Here is an 18,304-nt window from a genome sequence, read left to right as displayed (position 1 = left end):
CGGGGTCAGGCGGGGAGCAGCAGGCCGTCGAGCACCAGGTCCCGGAGGCGCGGCACGAGGTCGGCGCTGAGCGCCGCCTCGTCCACGCCGGTGAGCTGGGCGATCGCCCCGACGATCTGGCCGACGGCCAGCTCCCCGTCGGCCGCACCGACGAACGCGGCCAGGGCGGTGTCGGCGTCGACCCGGCGGCCGAACCCGCCGCCCTGCACGAGCGCCATCACCGTGGGGTCGTCGTTGCCCGGCCAGTAGTGGCGCTCCTCGGTGACGTCCCCGGCGACACGGAGGTGTGCGTCCGCGAAGGCCCGGTCGTCGTGGGCGGCGAGCCAGCTGACGGCGTCGAGGGCCCGTGCCACGGTCGCGCCGAGGCCCGCCGGGTTCGAGCCGAGCACCTGCGGGAGTCGTTCGAAGCGCCGGAGCGGTGCCGGGCTGCTCCCCCGGGGACCGGACGGCGAGCGGACCACGACGTAGCCGAAGCCGACCCCGGTGACGTGCCGGTCGCGGAAGTCGTCGAGCCAGGCGTCCACCAGGTCGTCGAACTCCGGCGAGCCGGGCTTCGTGCCGCCGTCGCGGATCCAGGTCTCGGCGTAGGCGGGCGGGTCCTCGCGCTCGCGTTCGACCACCCACACGTCCAGGTCGGTGTCCGCGAACCAGGACGCGACGCGGTCGAGGCCGTCCGTGCCCCAGCGGTGCTCCCAGTTGCCGAGCAACTGCGCCGTCCCGCCGGGCTCGAGGTGGTCTGCGAGACCCCGGAGCACGGTCTCGACCAGGGCGTCACCGACCATCCCGCCGTCGCGGTACTCGTAGGCGGGGACGCCCTCGCGGCGGGGCGTGATGACGAACGGCGGGTTCGAGACGATCCGGTCGAACCGCTCCCCCGCGACCGGCTCGAACAGGGAGCCGAGGCGGAAGTCGATGCCGTCGACGCCGTTGAGGAGGGCGTTGAACCGGGCGATGGCGAGCGCCCGTGACGAGATGTCGGTGGCGACGACCTCGTCCGCGAAGCGGCGGGCGTGCATGGCCTGGACGCCGCACCCGGTGCCGAGGTCGAGCACGCGGCGGACGGGCACGGGCAGCTGCAGGCCGCTCAGCGTCGTGGTGGCCCCGCCGATGCCGAGGACGTGCTCCTCGCTGATCGCGTGCCCGAGAGCGAGTTCGCCGAGGTCGGACGCGATCCACCAGCTGCCGGCGCCGAGGTCGTCCACGAAGGCGTACGGCCGGAGGTCCAGGGCGGGCGCGACACGGTCCGCGTCGGTCCGGAGCACCCCGGCGCTCACGAGCGCGTCGACGCCGGTGGTCGGGAACCCGCGGTCGGCGTCGGCGCGCGACACCGGCAGTCCGAGCACGAACAGCGTCGCGACGGTCGACAGCGGCGTGGTCGGACGCGCCGCGAGTGCGCGGAGGGCCGCGACCCGGGTGCCGCGGTGCAGCGCTGCCGCGGCTTCGGTCCCCCAGAGCGCGTCGACGCCCTCCACCGTGTAGCCGGCCGCGGCCAGGTCCGCGGCGAGCGCCGACGTCACGCGGGGGTCGGCGACGACGGCGGGCAGCCGGTGCTGCGCGGTCCCCTCGCTCACGCGGCGGCCTCGGCGCGCACGAGCCCGGCCGGGACCTGCCAGTCGAGCACGAGGTCGAGCAGGCCGGGGAAGCGCTGCTGGACGTCTTCGGTACGGACGCGGCTGACGCGGGTCAGGCCCTCGAGGTGCTGCTCGAGGAGCCCGGCTTCGCGGAGGACCCGGAAGTGGTGCGTGAGGGTGGACTTCGGGCGGTCGATGCCGACCCATCCGCAGGAGCGCTCCCCGCCGGCCGCGTCGACGAGGTACCGGTGCAGGATCGACAGCCGGATCGGGTCGGACAGGGCGTCCATCACCACGGGCAGGTCCATCTCGGCCGGCGACGGCTGGGGCAGCCGTTCGGGGGCATCGTCGCGCTCGGGCATGGACGGGACGCTACCACCGTTCCCCTCCCTGTACGACTTGCGTCGTACAGCCACGATGCGGTACCAATGCGGTACCACCCGGTACGACTCCGTCCGTACTGGTCCATCACGACGGGAGGGACACCATGCAGTCCACACGCTCGGTCGCCGGGTTCTGGATCATCGCCGCCATGCTGCTCGTGGCGTTGGCGTCGTCGGCGGTCCCCTCCCCGATCTACCCCGTCTACGCGGCCGAGTGGCACCTGACGCCGCTCATGCTCACCGCCGTGTTCGCCGTCTACGTCGCCGGGCTGCTGGTGAGCCTGCTCGTCGCCGGCCGGCTGTCCGACCACGTCGGCCGGAAGCCCGTGCTCGTCGCCGGCGGGATCGGCCTCACCGTCTCGCTCGGGCTCTTCGTGGTCGCCGACGGCTTCGGTGCCCTCGTCCTCGACCGCGTCGTGCAGGGCGTGTCCGTCGGCCTGCTCATCGGTGCCCTCGGTGCCGCGCTCATCGACAACTCCCTCGAGCGGCACCCCGCCCTCGCCGGTGTGCTGAACGGGGCCGTCCCGCCGATCGCGCTCGCTACCGGCGCACTGTCGAGCGGCGCCCTGGTCGAGTGGGGTCCGGCACCCGAGCAGTTCGTCTACCTGCTCTTCGGCGCGCTCCTCGTGCTCATGCTCGTCGCGCTGGCCGTCGTGCCCGAGCGGGTCACCCGCCGGCCGGGAGCCCTGCGGTCCCTCCGCCCGACGATCGCCGTACCGCGGTCCTCGCGCCGACTGTTCCGGGGCGTCGCCGGTTCGCTCATCGCGAGCTGGGCCCTGGGCGGGCTCTTCCTGTCCCTCGTCCCCTCGGCGCTCGGCGCGGTCTTCGGCATCGACAACCACTTCGCCGCCGGAGCCCTCATCGCCGTCGTCACCGGGGTCGGCGCGGCCACCGGCATCGCCACGCAGCGGCTCGACGCCCGCGTCGGCGTGCTCATCGGTCTCGTCGCGCTCGTCCTCGGACCCGTCGTCACGATCGGGTTCGTGTTCGCCCAGTCCCTGCCGGGCCTCGTCGTCGGCAGCGCGATCGCCGGCGTCGGCTTCGGAGCCGGCTTCCAGGCGCCGCTGCGGATGCTGCTCGCGACCGCCGCGCCGACCCACCGTGCGGGACTGCTCTCCACCATCTACGTCGTCAGCTACCTGGCGTTCGGCGTGCCCGCCGTCATCGGTGGGCTGCTCGAGCCGACGGTCGGCCTCGTGCCGGTGCTCGCCGGCTACGGCGCGTTCATCGTCGTCGCAGCGGGCATCGCCCTCGTGCTGCAGCTCACGTCGAAGGACACCGTCGCGGTCGAGGAGTCGGCCGCCGAGGCCGTCGAGCGGACGGCGACGGGCACGGTCCGCACGGTCTGACGCGGGCGGCGCGTCGCGACGGGCTCGCTAGAGACCGGGTCGCGCGGTCCGACCGCGGGGGCGCGGGACGCCGACGTTCCGGTGCGCCTCGGCGTGGGCCGCGTCGACGTCCGCCTTGCCCTTGTCCGCCGCGTCCCGCATCCGCTTCGACGGGGCGTGGTGCTTCGCCCAGTCCCAGAACCGGTGCAGCTTCGCCCGCAGCCAGGTGATGATCCGGTGGAAGAAGTGGAACTCGCTCGCCAGGACCGTCAGGCCGATGAAGACGACCAGCCACCCGGGACCGGGCAACGGCACCAGGGCGAGCCCGACCACGACGATGAGCCCGCCGACGATCCCGACCAGGACCTTGTAGAAGAGGTGCACGTGCGGCCGGGCGTGGATCCAGGTCCGCAGGTCTCGGAACCACTGGAAGCGCTGACGACCGCCGTCGGCCTGCTCGGTACGGCCGGACGCAGCGCGGTCCGCGTCGGGTCCGCCCACGTCGGGGCCGGCACTCCGGGGAGGCTCAGTCGGGTCGCCGTGCATGTCCGCACGCTAGGGCGCGCGGCTGGGAAACCGCGGCGCATCGGGTCCGCACCAGGTGGGTGTCGGGAGCCGACGCGGCGGACGTCGTCCGGGCCTCCAGGCCGGCCGGGAGGCCCGTCACGCGTGCGCGACGCAGGTCGCCGCCCACGGGACCGCGGCCAGGCGAGCCTCCGGGATGGGCTCCCCGCCGACCGCGCAGCGCCCGTACGTCCCCGCGTCGAGACGGCCGAGGGCCGCGTCGACCTGCTCGATGCGGCGTCGGGCGTCGTCACGCACCGCGCCGAGGGACCCGCGCTCCCAGGCCAGGGTCGCCCCCTCCGGGTCGTGCTCGTCGTCGGTGTTCGCGCCGTCCCGGGCGTCGCTGACGTCCCGCATGCTGCGTTCGACGTCGGCGAGGAGCTTCGTCGCCCGGACGCGTTCCCCGTCCAGGGCAGCGCGCGGGTCGAGGTCCATGGGGACGACCGTAGTCCGGCGGAATGGGCCGCCGCACGGATGCGTTCGCATGGGCATGACGAAGATCGGGTTCCTGTCCTTCGGGCACTGGCGCGACGTCCCCGGGTCGAAGGTCCGCAGTGGCCGTGAGGCCCTCGTGCAGGCGATCGACCTCGCCGTGGCCGCCGAGGAGGCCGGCGTCGACGGCGCGTACTTCCGCGTGCACCACTTCGCACCGCAGCAGGCCGCACCATTCCCGCTGCTCTCCGCGATCGCCGCCAGGACCAGCCGGATCGAGATCGGCACCGGCGTGATCGACATGCGCTACGAGAACCCGCTGTACATGGCGGAGGAGGCCGCGGCGACGGACCTCATCTCCGGCGGCCGACTCCAGCTCGGCGTGAGCCGGGGGTCACCCGAGACCGCACTCGCCGGCTACCGCTCGTTCGGCTACGTGCCCGAGTCGGGCGACGAGAACGGCGCCGACCTGGCCCGCGACCACACCGCGGTTTTCCGGCGTGCGATCGCCGGCGAGCCGATGGCGAACGCGAACCCGCAGATGACCGGCTCCGTCGGGTCCCTCGCGGTCACGCCGCAGTCCGACACCCTGTCCGAGCGCATCTGGTGGGGTGCCGGCACCCGGGCCACAGCCGAGTGGACCGCCGAGCAGGGCATGAACCTCATGTCCTCGACCCTGCTCACCGAGGACACCGGCGTGCCGTTCGACGAACTGCAGGCGGAGCAGATCGAGCGCTTCCGGTCGACCTGGGCCGACATGCGCGCTGGAGCTGAGGCGGCGCGCCAGCGACGCGCGACGCCAGCGCCGACGGAGCCTGCGGAGTCGGGCCTCTGGGAGCGCTCACCCCGCGTCAGCGTCAGCCGGAGCATCATCCCGATCATCGACGACGAGTCGCGCCACTACTTCGGGGTCCGCGCGCAGGTCGAGGGGCAGGACCAGGTCGGTCACCTCGACGGGGGCCTCGCCCGGTTCGGCCGCTCGTACATCGGCGAGCCGGAACAACTCGTCGCGGAGCTCGCGGCGGACCGTGCCGTCCGCGAGGCCGACACCGTGCTCGTCACCGTCCCGAACCAACTCGGGGTGGACTTCAACGCGCGGTTGCTCGCCGCCGTGAAGGACGTCTTCACCGAGGTCGACGCGGCGCCGGCAGCGGTCTGACGGGGCGGTCCCCCCTTCTGCCGACACCCGGTCTGGGGCTGCGGTGCGGGATCGTGGCGGGTAGCGTCGAATCGCACTGATGACACCCCACAGACCCCAGGAGTTCCCGTGACGCTGCCGGCCGCCGGCTGGTTCCCGGACCCGCGCGACACCGCTCGACTGCGGTGGTGGGACGGTCACGCCTGGGGCGAGACCACCCGGGTGCTGCCCCGCGTCGTCCCGGAGCCGGCGCTGCAGGCGCTCGCGGTGTCGAGCGGTCCGGCGTTCTCGGTCGATGCCTCGGGTCGCCCGGCCGACGTGCAGTCCTGGGCCTACGGCAGCACCGAGCGGCGGTTCTGCGTCTTCGCGGTCCTCGCCGTGCTGTCCGCCGTCGTGTCCCTCGTGCTGAACCCGTGGGGCGTGTGCAGCCTCCTCGCCGTGGTGACCGGCGTCGTCGCACTCGTGCGCCCCGGCGCGACCGGAGCATGGCGGGTCGTCGGGCAGAGCGTCGGTACCTCGGCGCTCGTGCTCGCCGTCGCGACGGGCGTCGTCGCGCTGAACACCCACCTGCACCTGTTCTGACGCCACCGCCGCGCCGCCTCGACGATCAGTCGTCAGACGGACGACGACGGTGCTGCTTCGTCACGGACCGCTGCTGCTTGGTCGCGAGACGCCGGCGCTGGGAGCCGCGCGTCGGCCGGGTCGCCCGCCGCGGTGGGCCGGGCGGGGCGAGTGCCTCCCGCAGGAGCTCGCGGAGTGCGTCGAGGGCGGCCTCGCGGTTGCGCAGCTGGGACCGTCGCTCGGACACCGTCACGGTGATCGTGCCCGCGACCGTCCGCCGGCCGAGCCGCTCGAGGACGCGTGTCCGCTGCTCCTCGGTGAGCGCCGCCGACGCCACGACGTCCCAGGTGAGCTGGACGCGGCTGTCGGAGGTGTTCACGTGCTGGCCCCCGGGGCCGGACGACCGCGAGAACCGCCAGCGCAGTTCGGCCTCGGGGACGGTGAGCCCCGGCCCCACCTCGAGGTCCATGCGCCAAGGGTTGCACGATCTCCGCGCGGCCGGCTCGCTCCCGCTACCGCCGCGCCCGCGGGTGCGCCGTCTGGTAGACGTCCCGCAGCATGTCGGCCGTCACGAGCGTGTAGATCTGCGTCGTCGCGACGCTCGCGTGCCCGAGGAGCTCCTGCACGACACGGACGTCCGCCCCGCCCTCGAGCAGGTGCGTCGCGAAGGAGTGCCGGAAGGTGTGCGGGGAGACGTGGTCGGCGAGCCCGGCACGTTCGGCCGCGGCCTGGATGACGAGCCAGGCGCTCTGCCGGGACAGCCGGGCGCCGCGTGCCCCGAGGAACAGCGCCGGGGTGCCGCTCCCGCGAGCGGCGAACACCGGCCGCGCCCGCACCAGGTAGGCGTCGACCGCCGCGCGTGCATAGCTGCCGAGCGGCACGATCCGCTGCTTGTTCCCCTTGCCGGTGACCCGCACGACCGAGACATCGGTGTCCTCGTCCGGGACCCCGTCGACACCGGCGAGCGTCGTCACGTCGTCGACGGAGAGCCCGACCGCCTCGGAGACGCGCGCGCCGGTCGCGTACAGCAGTTCCAGGAGGGCTCGGTCGCGGAGCTGTGCCGGTTCGTCGCCGACCACCGCGCCGAGCAACCGCTCCATGTCGTGCACGGAGATCGCCTTCGGGAGCCGCATGGGCGCCTTCGGCGGACGCACGGAGGCGCCGGGGTCGAGCGGCAGCCAGCCCTCCGCCGCCGCGAACGCACTGAACGACCGCACCGAGCTGAGCATCCGGGCGACCGACCGCGGTGCGAGCGGCCCGTCCGGCCTCGTGGCGAGGTGCTGCACGAACCCGGCGAGGTCCGCGCGCGCGAGCCGCCCGACGTCGTCGAGGACCGCCGCACCACCGGCCCGGTCGGCACCGGCGGAATCGACGACCGGCTGCGTGCCGACCCAGTCACCGAAGGTCGAGAGGTCGCGCCGGTAGGCGGACAGGGTGTGCTGCGACAGGCCTCGCTCGATCGCGATGTGCCGCAGGTAGTCCTGCACGGCACGCTCGAACGGCATCACCCGACGAGGCTACCGGGACGCGGGCTCCGGCCCGGAGGAGCTACTCCGCCGAGGACGCACCGTCGCCGGACGCCGCCGGGGCCGGCGCCTCCGTCGGGGCCGGCGCGTCCGCCGCGTCCGCGGCGTCCGCCGCGAGGGCCTTCCGACGCTGCACGACCTGCACCGCGATCGCGACCGGCACCGCGGCCAGGGCGACGGCGCGGAGCCACGGCCGGTCGAGGGCGTGCCGGGTCGCGTGGTCGAGCGACACGGGGCCTGGGCCGCCGAGGGCGAACATCGCCGCCGAGAAGCCGAGGAACGCCGGCAGTTCCAGGCCGCCGTCCGCGTTGAAGAAGCCGTTCGGCGTGTGCACGCTGGAGGCCACCCCCATGGTCGTGGCGGCACCGGCGCCGGCGATCGGGGTGGCGAGGCCGAGCGCGAGGGCGGCACCGGACCCGGCCTCGCCGATGCCGGCCAGGACGGCGTTGCGGCGGCCGGGCCGGAAGCCCATCGCGTGCATGCCCTGCGCGGTGCCGTCGATGCCACCGCCACCGAACGCGCCGAAGAGCTTCTGGGCGCCGTGCGAGACGAGCACCGCTCCGAGTGCGATGCGGAGCAGGGTCGTCGCGGTGACGGCTGCGGTGGTGGTGCGCGAGCTCATGGGGGTCCTCCCGGTCGTCGGTGTCCGGCCACCCGTCGACGCGGGTGAGCACGGTGCCGCCGACAGTACGCCGTGTCAGCCCTGCGAGCGGCGCTCGATGGCGTCGACCGCGAGCGTCGCGACGATGAGCGCCGAGTTGTGCAGCCGACCCGCGAGGATCCCCTCCAGCAGTTCGGCGCGCGGCACCCAGCGGATGACGATGTCGGCTTCCTCGGCCTCGCGCTCGAAGGCGGACTCGGTCGCACGCACGCCGGTCGCGCGGTACACCTCGATGAACTCGTTGCTGCCACCCGACGAGGTGTTGTAGCGCACGAGGTGCTGCCACTCGTCGGCCTCGACGTCGGCCTCCTCCGCGAGCTCGCGCTTCGCGGCGGTGAGGTGGTCCTCGCCCTCCTGGTCGAGCAGCCCGGCGGGCAGCTCCCAGTCGCGCAGCTGGACCGGGTGCCGGTACTGCTGGATGACGAGGACGCGGCCTTCGTCGTCCTCCGCGTACACGGCGACGGCGCCGGTGTGGTCCACGTACTCACGGACCATGTCGGAGCCGTTGTAGTCGATGTGGTCACGGGTGATGTCCCACACCGCGCCCTCGAACACCCGCTCGGAGGCGGTGACGTGGTGGGAGGCGGTCTCGTCGGCGATCGGTGCGTCAGTCACCTCGCCATCCTGCCCCACCCGGCCCGGGCGGGCCCACGGGCTGTGGACAGACGGACGGGAGGCTCCCCACCAGCTGGTGGTGGGCCCACGCCGGCCGGTTCCGGACCGACGCGCCAGCGGCGGTCCGGCCGTGCCCGGTGGGGAGCCTCCCGTTCGTCGTCCGGTCGCGACCGCGACCCGACCCACTAGGCGACCGCTTCGGTCTCCGGGTCGAAGAGCCGCGTCGACTCGTTGCGCTCGATCGCCGCACCGACGAGGCCCGCGAAGAGCGGGTGCGCGCGGTTCGGACGCGACCGGAGCTCCGGGTGCGCCTGGGTGCCGATGTAGAACGGGTGCTCCGCACGGTCCAACTCGACGTACTCGACGAGCGTGCCGTCCGGCGAGGTACCCGAGAAGCGCAGGCCGGCGTCCGCGATCTGCTCGCGGTAGTGGTTGTTCACCTCGTAGCGGTGACGGTGACGCTCCGACGCCTCGGTCGCGCCGTACAGCTCAGCCGCCAGGCTGCCGTCGGTGAAGTGCGCCGGGTACATGCCGAGCCGCATCGTGCCGCCCAGGTCACCGCCCGCGATGATGTCGACCTGCTCCGCCATGGTCGCGATGACCGGCGTCGAGGTCTCGGGGTCGAACTCGGTGCTCGACGCGTCGAGCAGACCGGCCTCGTGGCGGGCGTACTCGATGACCATGCACTGCAGGCCGAGGCACAGCCCGAGCGTGGGGATGTTCTGCTCACGCGCGAACTTCAGCGCGCCGAGCTTGCCCTCGATGCCGCGGATGCCGAACCCACCGGGGATGCAGATGCCGTCGACGTCGCCGAGGTTCTTCGCGGCGCCCTCGGGGGTGATGCACTCGTCGGACGCGACCCACTTCAGCGTGACCTTGGCGGTGTGGGCGAAGCCGCCCGCGCGCAGGGCCTCGGTGACGGACAGGTACGCGTCCGGCAGGTCGATGTACTTGCCGACCAGGGCGATCGTGACGGCCTTCTTGGGCTCGTGCACCGCGGTCAGCACGCCGTTCCAACGCGACCAGTCGACGTCGTGCGCCTCGAGGCGGAGGGCGTCGATGATGACCTGGTCGAGGCCCTGGTCGTGCAGCATCGTCGGGATGTCGTAGATCGAGGGGACGTCCACGGCGTTCACCACGGCGTCCTCGTCGACGTCGCACATCAGGGCGATCTTGCGCTTGTTCGCGTCCGAGACGGGGCGGTCCGAGCGGAGCACGAGGGCGTCGGGCTGGATGCCGATCGAGCGGAGCTGCGCGACCGAGTGCTGCGTCGGCTTCGTCTTCTGCTCGCCGGAGGCGTTCATGAACGGCACGAGCGAGACGTGCACGAAGAAGACGTTGTTCCGGCCGAGCTCGTGGCGCACCTGGCGGGCCGCCTCGATGAACGGCTGCGACTCGATGTCACCGACCGTGCCGCCGACCTCGGTGATGATGACATCGGGCTGCGGGTCGTTCTCCGCCTGCTCACGCATCCGCCGCTTGATCTCGTCGGTGATGTGCGGGATGACCTGCACGGTGTCACCGAGGTACTCGCCGCGACGCTCCTTGGCGATGACCGTCGAGTAGACCTGGCCGGTCGTGACGTTCGCCGACTGGGCGAGGTCGATGTCGAGGAAGCGCTCGTAGTGGCCGATGTCCAGGTCGGTCTCGGCGCCGTCGTCGGTCACGAAGACCTCGCCGTGCTGGAACGGGTTCATCGTGCCCGGGTCCACGTTGAGGTACGGGTCGAGCTTCTGCATGACGACCTTGAGGCCGCGTGCCGTGAGGAGGTTGCCGAGGCTGGCCGCCGTCAGGCCCTTGCCGAGAGACGAGACGACCCCGCCGGTCACGAAGATCTGCTTCGTCACCTTCGGGGTCTTGCTGTCGATGCGCGCTGTGCTTGCCTGGGTACCGCTGCTGAGAGTGTCCGCCACGGGATTCCATCGTACGTCAGAAGTGCCGGGAGGCGCGACCCGCGTTCGCCGGGCGCGTTGCGTCCGGAGCGTGGTCGCCGACGCGGGGCGGGCCTCCCGGCCGTCAGGCGGACCGACCGGCGACCTCGAGGAGTTCGCGCGCGTGCTCCATGCCGCTGGCGCTGTCGCCGAGACCGGAGAGCAGCCGTGCCATCTCCTGCAGGCGGTCGTCGCCCTCGAGGCGCCGCACGCTCGACGAGGTGACCGCGCCGCTGGCGTCCTTGACGACGTTGAGGTGGTTGTTCGCGAACGCGGCGACCTGTGCGAGGTGCGTGACCACGATGACCTGCGTTCGCTCGGCGAGCGCCGCCAGGCGTCGGCCGATCTCGATCGCAGCAGCGCCGCCGACGCCCGCGTCGACCTCGTCGAACACGAACGTCGGGACCGTGGTGCTCCCGGCCATGACGACCTCGATCGCGAGCATCACGCGGGAGAGCTCACCGCCGGAGGCACCCTTGCCGATCGGTCGGGGGTAGGTGCCCGAGTGCGGCTGCAGGAGGATCGCCACCTGGTCCCGCCCGTGGCGACGGAACTCGCCCGCGTCGGTGACCTCGACCACGAGGGTCGCGCCGGCCATCGCGAGGCTCTTCAATTCGGCCGTGACCCGCTTGGCGAGGTCCGTCGCCGCCTTGCTCCGCACCTTGGTGAGGGTGGCGGCGGCGGCCTCGAGGGCGACCAGGTCCGCCTCGACGGCCTGCTGGAGTCCGACGATCCGGTCGTCGTCGCCGTCGAGTTCGAGCAGCCGGTCGGAGGCACGCTGGCCGTAGGCGATGACGTCCTCGACGGTGTCCCCGTACTTCCGGGTCAGTCCGGCGAGCAGGGCGCGGCGCTCGTTGACGAGTTCGAGGTCGTGGCCCGCTTCCGGCTCGAGCGAGCCGATGTAGCTCGACAGCGACGCCGAGGACTCACTCGCCTGGATCCCGAGCTCGGTGAGCTGTTCCAGCACCGGCTGCAGGGCCTGGTCGACGTTCGCCACCCGTTCGATCGCACGCCGTGCGGACTCGACGAGGCCGATGACGTCGGGCCCGTCGAGCGACTCGCTCGAGACGGCCTCGTGCGCGAGCCCTGCAGACAGTCGGAGCTCCTCGAGGTTCCCCAGCCGCTCGGCGCGTTCGGCGAGCTCGGTGTCCTCGCCCGGCTGCGGGTCGGCTGCCTCGATCTCCTCGGACGCCTCGCGGAGCCGCGCGGCCTCGGCGAGCCGTTCGTCCCGGTCCCGCGTGAGCGTCTCGAGGTCCCCGGCGTGCTGCTGCCAGGCGTCGTACACGGCGACGTACTTCGCGAGGGCCTTCTCGATCGCGCCGGCGCCGAACCCGTCGAGCGCGGCCCGCTGCGCCGACGCCGAGGTCAGCCGGATCTGGTCGGACTGGCCGTGCACGGTGACGAGCTGGTCGGCCAGTTCGCCGAGCACGGCGACGGGCGCGCTGCGGCCCCCGACCGTGGCGCGGCTGCGACCCTCGGCGGAGACCGTCCTGGTGAGGATGAGCTCGCCGTCCTCCACCGTCCCGCCGGCGTCCTCGACCCGCTCGGCCACGGCCGCGTGGTCCGGCAGGTCCCAGCGTCCCTCGACGACCGCGCTGGACGCCCCGCGACGGACGGAGCCGGCGTCCGCCCGGGCGCCGAGGAGCAGGCCGAGTGCGGTGACGATCATCGTCTTGCCGGCTCCGGTCTCACCGGTCACGACGGTGAAGCCCGGGCCGAGCTCGAGCGTGGCGTCGCCGATCACGCCGAGGTCGGAGATGCGGATTTCCTCGATCACTGGATGTGCTCCTGCTGCTGGTTCACGTCGTGGTGCCGGTGGTCGTGCTCGTGTTCGTCGTCCGGGCGGCCGGCTGGGTCGCTGACAGGTCAGGCCGGACCGGCGCGGTGGTCGCACGAGGGCGTCACTGGACGTCCTCGTCGTCGCGCTGCGGGCCGCGCCAGCCCGCGACCGGCAGGCGGAACTTCGCCACCAGCCGGTCGGCGAACGGAGCGTCCTTGAGCCGCGCCACCCGCACCGGATCCGGCGACCGGCGCACCTCGACCCGCGCTCCGGGAGGCAGGTCGTGCGTCCGGCGTCCGTCACACCACAGCACGCCCACGCCGCTCGTGCGCCGCAGGACCTCGACCGCGAGGACACGGTCCGGACCGACCACGATCGGCCGGGAGAACAGGGCGTGCGCGCTCAGCGGGACCATGAGGATGGCGTCGACGTCGGGCCACACGACGGGGCCGCCCCCGGAGAAGGAGTAGGCGGTGGACCCGGTCGGCGTGGAGAACACCACGCCGTCGCACCCGAAGGAGGACAGCGGTCGGCCGTCGACCTCGGTCACGACCTCGAGCATGCGCTCCCGCGAGGCCTTCTCGACCGTCGCCTCGTTGAGCGCCCAGCTGGAGTAGACGATCTCGTTGCCGACCACCACGTCGACCTGCAGGGCGACGCGCTCCTCGACCTTGTACTCGCCGGTCAGCGCGCGTTCGACCGTCTCGGCGAGTCCGTCACGCTCGCTCTCGGCGAGGAAGCCCACGTGGCCGAGGTTGACCCCGACGATCGGTGCGGAGGTGCCCCGGGCCAGTTCGGCAGCGCGGAGGATCGTGCCGTCCCCGCCGAGGACGATCACGATCTCGATCTCGTCCGGGCGCACGTCGACGCCGAGGATGTCGACCTGTCCGACCGACGCTTCCGCTCGGCGGACGTCGGCGTACTCGTCGAAGGGCATCACCGGGGTGAGGCCGGCGGCGTGGAGGATGTCACAGACCTCGACGGCGGCGTCGATCGAGTCGCGCCGCCCGGTGTGCGAGACGAGCAGGATGTGTCGTTCGTCGCTCATGGAGCTCCCTCCGCCAGTTCCGTCGCCCGGACGATCCATTCTGTCGGGTTCTCCCCGCGACCCCGCTGGAGACGCGCGAGGTACTCCTGGTTGCCGTGCGTGCCGACGATCGGCGACGGCGCCAACCCGGCCGTCCCGAAGCCCAGGTCCCACGCTGCCCAGAGGACGTTCATGAGGGCGTCCTGCCGCAGCGACGCGTCGCGGACGATGCCCTCGCGGATCCCGGTGCGGCCCACCTCGAACTGCGGCTTCACGAGGAGGACGAAGTCGTCGGCGGGCACGGCCTCGACCAGTGCCGGCAGGACCATGCGGAGGCTGATGAACGACAGGTCACCGACCACCAGGCTGGTGTCCGCCGCGGCCGGGTCGAGGGCGAGGTAGTCGCTGCTCGTGAGGTTCCGGGCGTTCACCCCCTCCACCACCGCCACACGGTCGTCGAGGGCGATCTCGGGGGCGAGCTGGCCGTGTCCGACGTCGAGGGCGACCACACGGGCAGCGCCTCGCGACAGCAACACCTGGGTGAACCCGCCCGTGGAGGCGCCGACGTCGAGCACGGTCCGCCCGCTCGGGTCGACGTCGAACGCGTCGAGTGCGGCGACGAGCTTGAGCGCAGCGCGGGAGACCCATTCGTCCTCGGCGTCCACCGTGACGTCGGACGCAGCGGTCACCGGCGCCGACGCCTTCACCACCGGCACACCGTCGACCGTGACACGTCCGGCCTGGATCAGGGCAGCGGCGGCCGTGCGGGAGCGAGCGAGGCCCCTGGCAGCGACGGCCGCGTCGAGGCGTTGCGTGGAGGCGCGGTCGCCCGTCGCTGGCCTGTCACCGGTCGCTGCTGTGTTGCCGGTCTGTGCTGCGTTGCCGGTCTGTGCTGCGTCGCCGGTCTGTGCTGCGTCGCCGGTCTGTGCTGCGTTGCCGGTCTGTGCTGCGTCGCTGGTCTGTGCCGCGTCGCTGGTCACTGCCGTGGCATGCTCTCCGGGGCGGGGCGTCGACGACGTGAGCGGCGCCCCCTGGTCACGGGCTGTGCCGCGGTCAGGCACGTGCGGCCCCGCCCTGCTCGAGCCGGGTCCGGAGGTCGTCGTGCAGGGCTGTGAAGGCGTCCGCACGCTCCGCGAGTGGCATGGCCTCCACGGCCTCGGCACGCCGTCGGAGGTCGCCGCCGAGGTCGCCAGATCCGCCAGCTGCACGCACGGCACCGTCCGCTGCAGGATCGTCGTCGCCGGTCGGCGTGCTGCTCGCCGCGCCGTTCTGCGATCCCATCCCCAGCGGCTCGTTGAGCGCCTCCGCGCCCAGCGCGTCCGTGTCCAGCGCCTCCGTGTCCAGCGCCTCCGTGTCGTTCGTCGGAGCGACAGGTCGCGGCGGACCGGGCACTGCACGCGGAGCTACCGGAACGGCCCGCGGGGGTCCTGGGACGGCCCGTGCAGTCGGGAGGACCGGCTCGGCAACGTCGTCGGTCCGGGCCTGTTCCACGCCCGTCACGCTACTCGCCGCCGTACAGCTTCGGGTCCACGTCCAGCCCGTAGATCGCCAGTCCGGAGTCCCAGATCGCTGTCGCGCCGGCACGCAACAGGTCCATGTCGTCCGGTCCGACTCGTTCGGCGCGGACGACGTGACCTCGCATGCTCACCGTCGACTCGCCGACCGTGACCCGGCGCGTGCCGTCCCGGTCCTCGTGCCGGATGGTCACCGGGTACGGCTCGTGCAGACCCCGGAGGTCTCGGAGCACGTACGTCGGTCGCGACCGCTGGTCCGCTGCGAGCACCTGCTTGGGCTGATCGATGCCGGTGAGCACGAGCACGCTCGGGATGCCGGCGTCGTTCGCGCCCTTGATGTCGGTGTCCAGTCGGTCACCGATGAAGAGCGGGCTCGCACCACCGAACCGAGCGAGGGCGGCGTCGAAGATCGGCCGCTCGGGCTTGCCCGCGACCACCGGCATCCTGCCGACGGCCTGGTGCACGGCCGCCACGAGCGTGCCGTTACCGGGCGCGATGCCGCGCTCGACGGGGATCGACCAGTCCATGTTGGTGGCCACCCACGGTACGGAGGCGTCCGCCAGCGCGAAGGACGCCTCGGCGAGCTGCTTCCAGCCGAGCTCCGGGGCGAAGCCCTGGATGACGGCAGCCGGGTGGTCCTCCGCGCTGTCGGTGACGACGAAGCCGGCCTGTTCGACGATCGTCGTCAGGCCGAGCCCACCGATCACGAGCACGGTGGAACCCGCCGGAACCAGCGTCGCGAGGAGCCGCGCACCGGCCTGGGAGGACGTCACCACGTCGTCGGCGGTGACCTGCAGACCGTACTGCTCGAGGTGTTCCGCGACGTCCACCGGGCGCCGCGACGCGTTGTTCGTGATGTAGCCGACACGCGCCGTCGAGGCGGCCCGGGTCAGGGCCTCCACGGCGTGCGGAACAGCGTTCCGTCCACGGTAGACGACGCCGTCGAGGTCGGTGAGGACCACGTCGACGCCGTCCACCGGCGGCCGAGGGGTCTCAGCCTGCTGCGGAGCCGTCGATGTCCCGCGGGTTGTCCTCGTCGCGCTCTCCGAGGTCGTCCCCGGCGACGCCGTCGGATTCGTCGTTCCCGAGGGTGCTGACGTACCCGTTGCCGGGCTCGGCGTCCCCGAGCTCTGCGTCGTCGAGCTCGCCGTCCTCGAGTCCGGAGTCGTCGGACTCGTCGCGTCCGGGCTCGCTGTCGAACCCGTCGTCTTCGAGCGCTTCCTCGACCACATCCACTGTCTCCCAAGCATCGTCTTCAGCGGCCTCGGCGAGAGCCTCGGCCGCACGGTCGACACGGGCCCACCATTCGTCGGCCTCGTCCTGGCGGCCGAGCTCCTCGAGCGTGGCCGCGTAAGCACTGTAGAGCGCCGGTGACCAGCTGTAGGCCGTAGACGGGTCGAGCTGTGGAATCTCGAGTTCGCCCAGCGCGGCTGTGGGGTTCCCGAGGTCGAGCCGGGCTCCGGACATCGCGATCGCGAGTTCCACCTGCACCGGCGTCTCCAGGGCGGCGCGGTCGACCGAGCGACCCAGCTCGAGCGCACGCTCGGGTCGGCCGAGGCCGCGCTCACAGTCGACCATCATCGGCAACTGGTCGTTCCGGCCGGAGATGCGTCGGTACGTCCGGAGTTCCCGGAGCGCCGTCGCGAAGTCACCGAGCCGGTACGCCGTGATCGCAGCCGTCTCGCGGACGACGGCGACGCGGCCGGCACGACGAGCCGCGCTGAGGGCGTGCTGGTTCGCCAGCTCCGGGTCGGTGTCCACGAGCATCGCGGCGGTGACGAGGTGCCGGGCAACCCAGTCGGCGTTGTCCTTGCTCAGCGTCTTCAGCTCGGCACGCGCGGCGGGGTGCAGGTCACGCGCCTGGATCTCCTCGGGGATCTCCGGGTCGTCGTGTCGCGGCCGGATCGACCGGGTGCCGTACGGGTCGCGGTCTTCCCAGTCGTCGCGGGCCGCCTCGCCGAACCGTGCGCCGGCCGAGCGCGTGCCGTCTCCGAACCGCTTCCGGTCGGCGCCGTCGCGGCCCGGACGGTCGTCGTCACGGCGCGGACGCCCTCCGTCGCGGAACGGACGATCGCTGTCACGCCGGGGCCGGTCGTCGTCACGGCGCGGACGCCCTCCGTCGCGGAACGGACGATCGCTGTCACGCCGGGGCCGGTCGTCACCGCCGCGGAAGGGACGGTCCGGACCACCGGAACGAACCGGCCGGTCTCCGTCACGGCGCGGACGGTCATCGCCGCCACGGAAGGGGCGGTCACCGTCACGACGCGGGCGGTCATCGCCACCACGGAAGGGGCGGTCAGACCCGCCGGAGCGGTAGGGGCGGTCACCATCGCGACGCGGCCGGTCATCGCCACCACGGAACGGGCGGTCAGACCCACTGGAGCGGTAGGGGCGGTCACCGTCACGACGCGGCCGGTCGTCGCCACTCCGGAACGGGCGGTCACCGTCACGACGCGGCCGGTCATCGCCACTCCGGAACGGGCGGTCACCGTCACGACGGGGACGGTCATCGCCACCACGGAACGGACGGTCCCCGTCACGGCGGGGGCGATCGTCACCACCGCGGAACGGACGGTCTCCGTCTCGACGCGGCCGGTCGTCGCCACCGCGGAACGGACGATCCGAGCCCCCGGAGCGAACCGGGCGGTCACCGTCACGACGGGGTCGGTCGTCGCGACCACGGAAGGGACGGTCACCATCACGACGCGGACGGTCGGACGAAGCGCGGTCCGATCGCCACGAGGGGCGGTCCGAGCGCGCTCCACCCTCACGGAAGTCACGACCAGCCGGCCGCCGATCCGTCGACTCGTCGGAGGGACGACCGGCGCCGCGACGGTCGTCGCCACGCTGCCCCTCGCGGCGTTCGAAGTCGCGAGGTCCGGACGACCACCCACCGCGGTCACCGCTCCGCTGCGGACCGCCGTCGCGTCGAGGCCGGTCCTGACGGTCGCCGTCGCGCCCGTCTCGTCGCTGTTCGTCGTCGTTCGCCACCGTAGCTCCTCGTTGCGTGCCGAGATCAGATGTCCCGACGGTCGTCCGCTGTGTCGTTGTGTGTGGGCTGTGCAGCTCGCCCTGCGTCAAGTCCATCACGAACCCAGCGCAGAGTCGACCTGTGGAGCACCCTGAGAAAGAGAAATGGCCACCGACCCTCCCGAGAGCTCTCGCTCTCGATGGAGGGCCGATGGCCACATCTGTGAAAAGAAGTCCGGCGGCGTCCTACTCTCCCACAAGGTCCCCCTTGCAGTACCATCGGCGCTGAGAGGCTTAGCTTCC

Annotated in this window: 18 protein-coding genes; 3 read left to right on the top strand and 15 right to left on the bottom strand. The window is 72.8% G+C overall.

Annotated elements, in window-relative coordinates:
* Positions 1-5: 5 nt before the first annotated feature.
* Positions 6-1,571 carry a class I SAM-dependent methyltransferase gene (locus DEJ32_RS12685; RefSeq protein WP_258368278.1) on the bottom strand — a complete coding sequence of 522 codons (1,566 nt, stop codon included), beginning with the start codon at positions 1,569-1,571 and terminating at the stop codon, positions 6-8.
* Positions 1,568-1,933, bottom strand: coding sequence for a helix-turn-helix transcriptional regulator (locus DEJ32_RS12680; protein WP_110825836.1), 366 nt, complete (start codon positions 1,931-1,933; stop codon positions 1,568-1,570). The genes DEJ32_RS12685 and DEJ32_RS12680 overlap by 4 nt, the downstream gene beginning before the upstream one ends.
* A gap of 125 nt (positions 1,934-2,058) precedes the next feature.
* Between DEJ32_RS12680 and DEJ32_RS12675 the strand changes: the two genes are divergently transcribed.
* The gene (locus tag DEJ32_RS12675; RefSeq protein WP_110901523.1) at positions 2,059-3,303 is read left to right on the top strand and encodes an MFS transporter; all 1,245 of its coding nucleotides are present in this window, start codon (positions 2,059-2,061) and stop codon (positions 3,301-3,303) included.
* A 27-nt stretch (positions 3,304-3,330) separates the two neighbouring features.
* Here DEJ32_RS12675 and DEJ32_RS12670 read toward each other — a convergent pair whose 3' ends face one another.
* Together DEJ32_RS12670 and DEJ32_RS12665 are read right to left on the bottom strand one after the other, a co-directional pair.
* Entirely contained in the window at positions 3,331-3,828 is a 498-nt protein-coding gene (locus DEJ32_RS12670; RefSeq protein WP_110825834.1) for a TIGR02611 family protein, read from the bottom strand.
* A gap of 117 nt (positions 3,829-3,945) precedes the next feature.
* Entirely contained in the window at positions 3,946-4,281 is a 336-nt protein-coding gene (locus DEJ32_RS12665) for a TraR/DksA C4-type zinc finger protein (RefSeq protein ID WP_110825833.1), read from the bottom strand.
* Between the two features lie 49 nt (positions 4,282-4,330).
* Between DEJ32_RS12665 and DEJ32_RS12660 the strand changes: the two genes are divergently transcribed.
* Positions 4,331-5,437, top strand: a complete 1,107-nt coding sequence (locus DEJ32_RS12660) for an LLM class flavin-dependent oxidoreductase (RefSeq protein WP_110901522.1) — start codon at positions 4,331-4,333, stop codon at positions 5,435-5,437.
* 108 nt (positions 5,438-5,545) lie between these two features.
* Entirely contained in the window at positions 5,546-5,998 is a 453-nt protein-coding gene (locus tag DEJ32_RS12655; RefSeq protein ID WP_110825831.1) for a DUF2510 domain-containing protein, read from the top strand.
* 25 nt (positions 5,999-6,023) lie between these two features.
* On the opposite strand, the gene arfB is transcribed toward DEJ32_RS12655, so the two are convergent.
* The 11 genes from arfB to DEJ32_RS16540 all read right to left on the bottom strand — a co-directional run bounded on the left by arfB (position 6,024) and on the right by DEJ32_RS16540 (position 16,798).
* Positions 6,024-6,446, bottom strand: a complete 423-nt coding sequence (gene arfB / locus DEJ32_RS12650; protein ID WP_110901521.1) for an alternative ribosome rescue aminoacyl-tRNA hydrolase ArfB — start codon at positions 6,444-6,446, stop codon at positions 6,024-6,026.
* Between the two features lie 43 nt (positions 6,447-6,489).
* Positions 6,490-7,482 (bottom strand): site-specific tyrosine recombinase XerD, encoded by a 993-nt coding sequence (locus DEJ32_RS12645; RefSeq protein ID WP_110825829.1) that lies wholly within the window; start codon positions 7,480-7,482, stop codon positions 6,490-6,492.
* Between the two features lie 43 nt (positions 7,483-7,525).
* Positions 7,526-8,125: a DoxX family protein gene (locus tag DEJ32_RS12640; RefSeq protein WP_110901520.1), complete on the bottom strand. Its 600-nt coding sequence runs from the start codon at positions 8,123-8,125 to the stop codon at positions 7,526-7,528.
* Between the two features lie 75 nt (positions 8,126-8,200).
* Positions 8,201-8,779 (bottom strand): NUDIX domain-containing protein, encoded by a 579-nt coding sequence (locus DEJ32_RS12635; RefSeq protein WP_110825827.1) that lies wholly within the window; start codon positions 8,777-8,779, stop codon positions 8,201-8,203.
* Positions 8,780-8,964: 185 nt separating this feature from the next.
* Positions 8,965-10,692 (bottom strand): CTP synthase, encoded by a 1,728-nt coding sequence (locus DEJ32_RS12630; protein WP_375342323.1) that lies wholly within the window; start codon positions 10,690-10,692, stop codon positions 8,965-8,967.
* Positions 10,693-10,795: 103 nt separating this feature from the next.
* A complete protein-coding gene (gene recN, locus DEJ32_RS12625) occupies positions 10,796-12,487 on the bottom strand; it encodes a DNA repair protein RecN (RefSeq protein WP_110901519.1) in 1,692 nt (563 codons plus the stop codon).
* Between the two features lie 124 nt (positions 12,488-12,611).
* Positions 12,612-13,538, bottom strand: a complete 927-nt coding sequence (locus DEJ32_RS12620; protein WP_110825825.1) for an NAD kinase — start codon at positions 13,536-13,538, stop codon at positions 12,612-12,614.
* Positions 13,535-14,497: a TlyA family RNA methyltransferase gene (locus DEJ32_RS12615; protein WP_110901518.1), complete on the bottom strand. Its 963-nt coding sequence runs from the start codon at positions 14,495-14,497 to the stop codon at positions 13,535-13,537. Before DEJ32_RS12615 ends, DEJ32_RS12620 begins: the two co-directional genes overlap by 4 nt.
* Before the next feature lie 73 nt (positions 14,498-14,570).
* Positions 14,571-14,798, bottom strand: coding sequence for a hypothetical protein (locus DEJ32_RS12610; protein WP_146234154.1), 228 nt, complete (start codon positions 14,796-14,798; stop codon positions 14,571-14,573).
* A gap of 220 nt (positions 14,799-15,018) precedes the next feature.
* Entirely contained in the window at positions 15,019-16,008 is a 990-nt protein-coding gene (locus DEJ32_RS12605) for an HAD-IIA family hydrolase (RefSeq protein WP_258365994.1), read from the bottom strand.
* Between the two features lie 16 nt (positions 16,009-16,024).
* On the bottom strand, positions 16,025-16,798 hold the full coding sequence (locus tag DEJ32_RS16540; protein ID WP_258368280.1) for a hypothetical protein: 774 nt from the start codon (positions 16,796-16,798) through the stop codon (positions 16,025-16,027).
* Positions 16,799-18,304: the final 1,506 nt, after the last annotated feature.

The sequence above is a fragment of the Curtobacterium sp. MCPF17_046 genome (assembly GCF_003224295.1).
GTDB lineage: Bacteria > Actinomycetota > Actinomycetes > Actinomycetales > Microbacteriaceae > Curtobacterium.
The sequence above is the reverse complement of the archived record's forward strand: the minus strand, read 5'-3'. Positions and strand labels throughout refer to the sequence as shown.